Source organism: Streptococcus sp. E29BA (genome assembly GCF_041807805.1).
Classification (GTDB): Bacteria; Bacillota; Bacilli; order Lactobacillales; family Streptococcaceae; genus Streptococcus; species Streptococcus entericus.
In genome coordinates, this window is sequence record NZ_JBGTZA010000061.1 from 1 (window position 1) to 5575 (window position 5575).

General features: G+C 41.0%; 4 protein-coding genes and 1 pseudogene. 3 read left to right on the plus strand and 2 right to left on the minus strand.

Annotated elements, in window-relative coordinates:
- Positions 1 to 84: 84 nt before the first annotated feature.
- The 3 genes and pseudogenes from ACERC8_RS09725 to ACERC8_RS09735 all read left to right on the plus strand — a co-directional run.
- Positions 85 to 468 (plus strand): annotated as a pseudogene (locus ACERC8_RS09725) (hypothetical protein); the annotation flags it as partial.
- Positions 449 to 853: a hypothetical protein gene (locus ACERC8_RS09730; RefSeq protein ID WP_373659671.1), complete on the plus strand. Its 405-nt coding sequence runs from the start codon at positions 449 to 451 to the stop codon at positions 851 to 853. The pseudogene ACERC8_RS09725 and the gene ACERC8_RS09730, both read left to right, overlap by 20 nt.
- Positions 847 to 2529, plus strand: coding sequence for an ABC transporter ATP-binding protein (locus ACERC8_RS09735; RefSeq protein ID WP_373659672.1), 1683 nt, complete (start codon positions 847 to 849; stop codon positions 2527 to 2529). Before ACERC8_RS09730 ends, ACERC8_RS09735 begins: the two co-directional genes overlap by 7 nt.
- 60 nt (positions 2530 to 2589) lie before the next feature.
- Here ACERC8_RS09735 and ACERC8_RS09740 read toward each other — a convergent pair whose 3' ends face one another.
- Positions 2590 to 4815 carry a DNA internalization-related competence protein ComEC/Rec2 gene (locus ACERC8_RS09740; RefSeq protein WP_373659673.1) on the minus strand — a complete coding sequence of 742 codons (2226 nt, stop codon included), beginning with the start codon at positions 4813 to 4815 and terminating at the stop codon, positions 2590 to 2592.
- Positions 4808 to 5431 carry a helix-hairpin-helix domain-containing protein gene (locus ACERC8_RS09745; protein ID WP_373659674.1) on the minus strand — a complete coding sequence of 208 codons (624 nt, stop codon included), beginning with the start codon at positions 5429 to 5431 and terminating at the stop codon, positions 4808 to 4810. The genes ACERC8_RS09740 and ACERC8_RS09745 overlap by 8 nt, the downstream gene beginning before the upstream one ends.
- Positions 5432 to 5575 lie beyond the last annotated feature (144 nt).

The window sequence follows — 5575 nt, forward strand, 5'->3', positions numbered from 1 at the left end:
TAGACATAGAGTTCTCCTGTTTTCTTTAGTGTAGAACACTTTATAAATTCTGTCTAGTTTAGTGTAACCGATTCAAGGGAACATCTCTATGCTATTACACACGACATCTTTTATACTTCCATTTTTGGAAAGGAAACCGCTATTTTTGATATCCTTAAACCAAAGGAACCCCAACTACTAGCTGTTTTAGAATACGCAATTTTATTAAGTATTCGACACGATGATACTGATGTTTTTATGGAACTCATTGCTTGCATTTTTATTTTAGATGTAGCTGATAAATTGTCAGTTTCTTGTCAAGAGCTCTGCTATTTTTATATGAAAAATACCCAGCTAAAAAATGGTAGTTTCAAAACACAGTCTAACTCTACTGCAAAAGAATCTTTTGAGGAGGTTTATCACACAACCTTGGTAGCGGGTATCATATTCTTTGTATTAGGAGGTTGTTATGAGTTTAAATCGGTCTAACTATGCCACACTCATTAAACATTATCACCAACAAGAACATGAAGATACTAAACTAACAGCAGAAAAACAAATGATTCTATTGCAACAATATGGTGTTAAAAGTTCAAAACAATTTTTGATAGCTCTTTGTTCAGGGGAACAATCAGCCATTGACAGACTATCTTTAATTGCTAACAACAAGCAACTATTTTTCACTATTTTTTTAGATGACCTTTTTCTTGAAAAGCTAACCTCTGCAGGTTATACGCTACTATTACTTCATCTTGTTAGCACTATCCCACAGAAGTTTATATCTCGTTATCTGGAGGTCTGTCATCTCGTCGCTGATAATGACGAGGAAGTTAATCATATTTGTCACCTTATACAGGAGTTTTGTCTATGTTAAAACAGTATTTCAAAAAAGAAATTCTACTTGGAGCAATTTTTATTATCCTATCTTGCCTAACAGCTCTTTATCTTCCCCTAGTCCTACGCCAATTAATTGATAGCCAAAAAGCGTCTCTCAATTTTTGGGTTCTTTTTAAAATTTTAGGTCTTTTTGCCCTTCAGGCTTTTTTACTATCTTCTGGAACTTATTTTATGGCTCTAAACGGGGAGAATATCGCTGAAACTAAGCGACAAGAGCTTACCCGTCACTTAATGCATCTCCCGCTCTCTTTCTTTCACTATGAAAAGAGCGGTGAGCTCTCCTCAAGAGTAGTCAACGATATTAATAATCTAGGGAATTTTTACGTGACCACTCTCCCCTCGCTCATCACTAGTAGTGTGACCATCATAGGGAGTGTTATTGTCCTTTTCTTGCTTGATTGGAAATTAACTCTAACGTTTTTTATTGCTCTCCCCTTGTTAGTTCTGCTATTGTTCCCCTTGTCCCAACTAAGCCAAAACAGTAGCGAACAATTACAAGAAGATACCAGCAGATTAACTGGACAGTTAAGCGAAACCTTTAAGGAAATTGAACTCATTAAAGCCGATAGTGGAGAGAACCAACGGCTCAATCACCTAAATGCTATCATCACGAAAATTAAACAGACTTCTCTCAAAGTTGACTTAATAAAATCCTTTGTTTCTCCGGTTGGTCTAATGTTTTTATTCGCCAGTATTGCCCTGATTTTTACCTATGGTGGTCAGCGGGTGGCAACTGGAGATTTAACTATTGGTACCTTGATTTCCTTTCTAGTCTACCTCTTTCAGCTCCTAAATCCTGTTGGAGCAATCGGGACTATCGTAACTGATTTTGCTAAAGTCAAAGGGGCAACTAAAGAACTGGACAGGTTATTGACCATTGAACAAGAAGACTTTTCACAAAAAAGAAATACTATTCCCAAAGGAAATCTTGTACTCGAAGAAGTCAGTTTTGGCTATCAAGCTGACCAAGATACACTATCTCATATCAATATGATTCTTCCCCTAGGACAAAAAATTGCCCTCGTCGGTCCATCTGGTTCTGGAAAAAGTACCTTAGCTCATCTTCTGGCTCGTTTTTATCAGCCAACCAGTGGTGTCATCAAACTTGCTGATCAAGATATTAGTTCCTTTTCTCTCAAAGATTGGCGTCAAGGATTAGCTCTAGTTTCTCAATCAGCCGCTGTCTTATCCGGAAGCCTACGAGATAACTTAACCTTCGGTCTCAATACCACTCCTAGCGAAACTGATATAGAACAAGCTCTAAAGGCTGCTGTTCTCTGGGAAGATGTCCAAAAATTGGAACAGGGTTTGGACACCTTTGTTGGTGAAGGAGGGAAACTCCTCTCTGGTGGTCAAAAACAGCGTCTACAAATCGCTAAAGCCTACTTAAAACAAGCTCATCTAATTATTTTTGATGAAGCAACAGCCAACCTTGACGCTGATGCTGAATTTGCTATCGGTCAAAGCATGAAACAACTTCTCCATAATAAGACAGCTCTAGTCATTGCCCATCGTTTGTCCACCATTCTAGATGCAGACCATATCTATTTCCTTGAAAATGGTCAATTGACTGGTAGTGGCAGCCACAACGATCTTCTAGCCAACCATTCCACTTATGCTCGCTTTGTTAAAGAGCAATTGCTGATGGATTAAATCTATAACCAATCTGCTCTCCACTGAGTTCAATCATCAGCGGAGAGCTTTTAACAAGCTCTACCTAACAGTCTCTATCTGCCAATTGAACAATCCCCTAAAGCGAATAGCACCTTGGGTATCTGTCCGATAGACCTTGATTCGTTGTTGTTCAAATCGCTCTAACGTTTCCTGGTGAGGGTGCTTATAGCGATTGTTCCGACCAGCAGAAATCAAGGCGAGCTTCGGCTTCGTATGCACCAAAAACTCTGGGTAGGAAGAACCTTTCGACCCATGGTGGCCAGCTTTTAGGACATCAACAGGCAAATCGGGATAATGTTTAATCAGTTCTAATTCCCCTGCTTCCAAATCACCTGTAAACAAAAAGTTCAAGCCTAATAAGCGACCATAAAGCACCAGTGAATCGTTGTTGCCACCATCTCCTGTCGTCCATGGATACAGCACCTGCAAATAACTCCCCATAAATGGCAACCTATCCCCAGCTGTCACTGTACGAACACGGACATTCATGGCTCTCAGGCGCTTCACAAATTCAGCATTCGTCAGACTCCCTTGACTAACCAAGACCTCCCCAATTGTAAACTCTTTAGCCACTTCCTCCATATCACCAATATGATCCGTATCGGTGTGGGTTAGCACCAGCTGGTCAATACGCCCAACTCCGCGACTTTTCAAATACGGAATTAGTGTGCGACTAGCATTGCTTGTGGTCTGCCGCTTCTGCCAATCCTCACCAGCCTCAAACTCAACACGTCCACCAACGTCAATTAGCAAGGTCTGACCAGAAGCAGCCCGCAGAAAAATGCTATCCCCTTGCCCAATATCGACAACAGTCACCTCGTTTTCTAAAGGATGTTTCGTTAAGGAAAATAGCAGAGCTAAAAGCAGGCTTAGGACAAGGACAACTTTTTTTCGGTAGCGGTAATCATAAAGCAAACCGAGACACAGCAACAGACTTAGTAAAACAAAGACACTCGGACTCCCAAGAACCAAAGACCGACTAGCCCAATCGCCAACAAACACTAAAAAGCGCTCCAATAAGACAAATAATACATTAAGAAAACTAAGATTTATCACTGGTAACAGAAGAAATGCCAAACTAAGAGCAGGCAACATGAGCCCATCAAACAGCAGTGATAGCAGAGCTGTTAACACAAGAGACAAGGGTTGAAAACTAGAAAAATAAAACATTAAGATAGGCAAAACAGCCAAAGCAAGCGCGACAGCTTCAATAACTTGCCGTTTAATCCCCGTAAATTCCTTAATTGTTAATAAGCAAAGAACAAAAGCGTAGCTACAAGATAAAATACCCCCAACTGTTAAAAAAGCATTTGGAACTAAACATAGTAAGCTCAGCATCGTTAAGCCAAGGTTATCCATACCTGTTACACCTAAACGTGACCAAAAGGACTGCAACAGGCTACGACAAACGGAGACCTGAAAACCCGTCAAGACAGCATAGCAAAAGGATAGTGGCACCTGCAAGAAATCAACTTGACGAACTGTCAGCCCTAATCTTAATAAGATTTTTCTAAACCAGCCGAGGAAGAAATCCACCTGCATCCCTGACAGGGCAAATAAATGAATAATACCAAGGCTAGAATAAAGCTCTGTCATGTCATCAAATGATTTATCCAAATGACCGAGTAAAAGACCAGTCATGTAATGCGTCATGGGCTCAGGAAAATGACCATAGATATAAACCAGCGCCTGTCGTCTCAACAAACGTAGGTAATCACCCAGACCAGATAAAGATCGTGGAGAAACCTCTTCCAACGATGTAACTTTAGCAACCTGATAGATTCCTTGTGTCTCAAGATAAGAATGGTAGTCAAAGCCCTTAAAATTTCGTTGACCCTCAGCCTCTGATAGCTCAAAACTGCCCGTCAAGCGAACAGGCTGAGTCAAGGTTTTGAAAAATTCTTGCTCTGTCTGGGCCTTTAGCTGGTAGAAGACCTGATAAACTCGTCCATCGGATTGCCCTCGAAAAGATAACTGATCACCGTTAATCTGTAGACTATCTGGTATGAGTGCTAAACTGGTTAGCTGAGCTGGCGCGGTAGTGTCTGCACGCTCTGCTTGATGGTGACGATAAGCAAACACTCCTGTAAAAACGCTTAAGATAAGAAGGGTTCTTAGAAAAATAGCTCTGCCATTTTTCCACAAACGCCAAAAACTGAACAATATGATGCCTACAAGCGACCAGTGAAATCGGTAAACGGTAAAGTAAGCTAGTAAACTCAAATAAGCCAACTGAATGGGTGGCAGTGGGAATCGCTTAATCAACTGTAATCTCCGAGCTAATCTTGTCAATGGTTTTTTGACCAATACCCGCAACCTGCTTGAGATCATCTACACTTGAAAAACGACCTACGGTTTCACGGTGGGTGATGATGTCTTTAGCTTTTTTAGCGCCGATACCTGTGATGGTTTGCAACTGAGCCTCATCAGCGGTATTCAGATTGATTTTTTGAGTAGAGGATGTTTCAGAGCCTGTTGCGACAACTGAAACATTTTCTCCTTGACTAGCGACATAAATCACCGCTTCATCTGCTAGTTTTTGTGCTAAATTCACAGACTTTTTATCCGCCAAATCAGTCAACCCTCCTGCCTTCATAATAGCATCATTCACACGGCTACCAGACGGTAGCTCATAAAGCCCTTCCTTAACAACAGCCCCTTTGACATCCACTGTAATCATGATAGACTCTGAGCTTTCTTCCTCAACACGATCACTCTTGACGTTTTTCTCCTCAACCTGTTGAATCTCTGGAAAATCATTCGGCAGACTGGGTTTCCCAAAAGCTTGACTGGCAAGCACACCCGTCAATGCTACAATAATCCCCCCCATTAGCAGAGTTGTCCTCTTCTCCTTCAATCGTTCAATCCATTCTTCAACCATTTTTCCCTCCTTGTTCTATAAAACTATTCGTAATAATAACAAAAAAGATTGGCATAAAACCAATCTTTTTTTATTAACTTACCTAGCTCGTCTTCTCAGTCCGGCTAAGCCTAGGGCTGATAAGAGGGCTGTTGCGCCGACAGC

Excerpts from the sequence above, each read along its gene's own strand:
- ACERC8_RS09730 (WP_373659671.1), top strand. The coding sequence starts at position 449 with ATGAGTTTAAATCGGTCTAACTATGCCACACTCATTAAACATTATCAC.
- ACERC8_RS09735 (WP_373659672.1), top strand. The coding sequence starts at position 847 with ATGTTAAAACAGTATTTCAAAAAAGAAATTCTACTTGGAGCAATTTTT.
- ACERC8_RS09745 (WP_373659674.1), bottom strand. The coding sequence starts at position 5,431 with ATGGTTGAAGAATGGATTGAACGATTGAAGGAGAAGAGGACAACTCTG.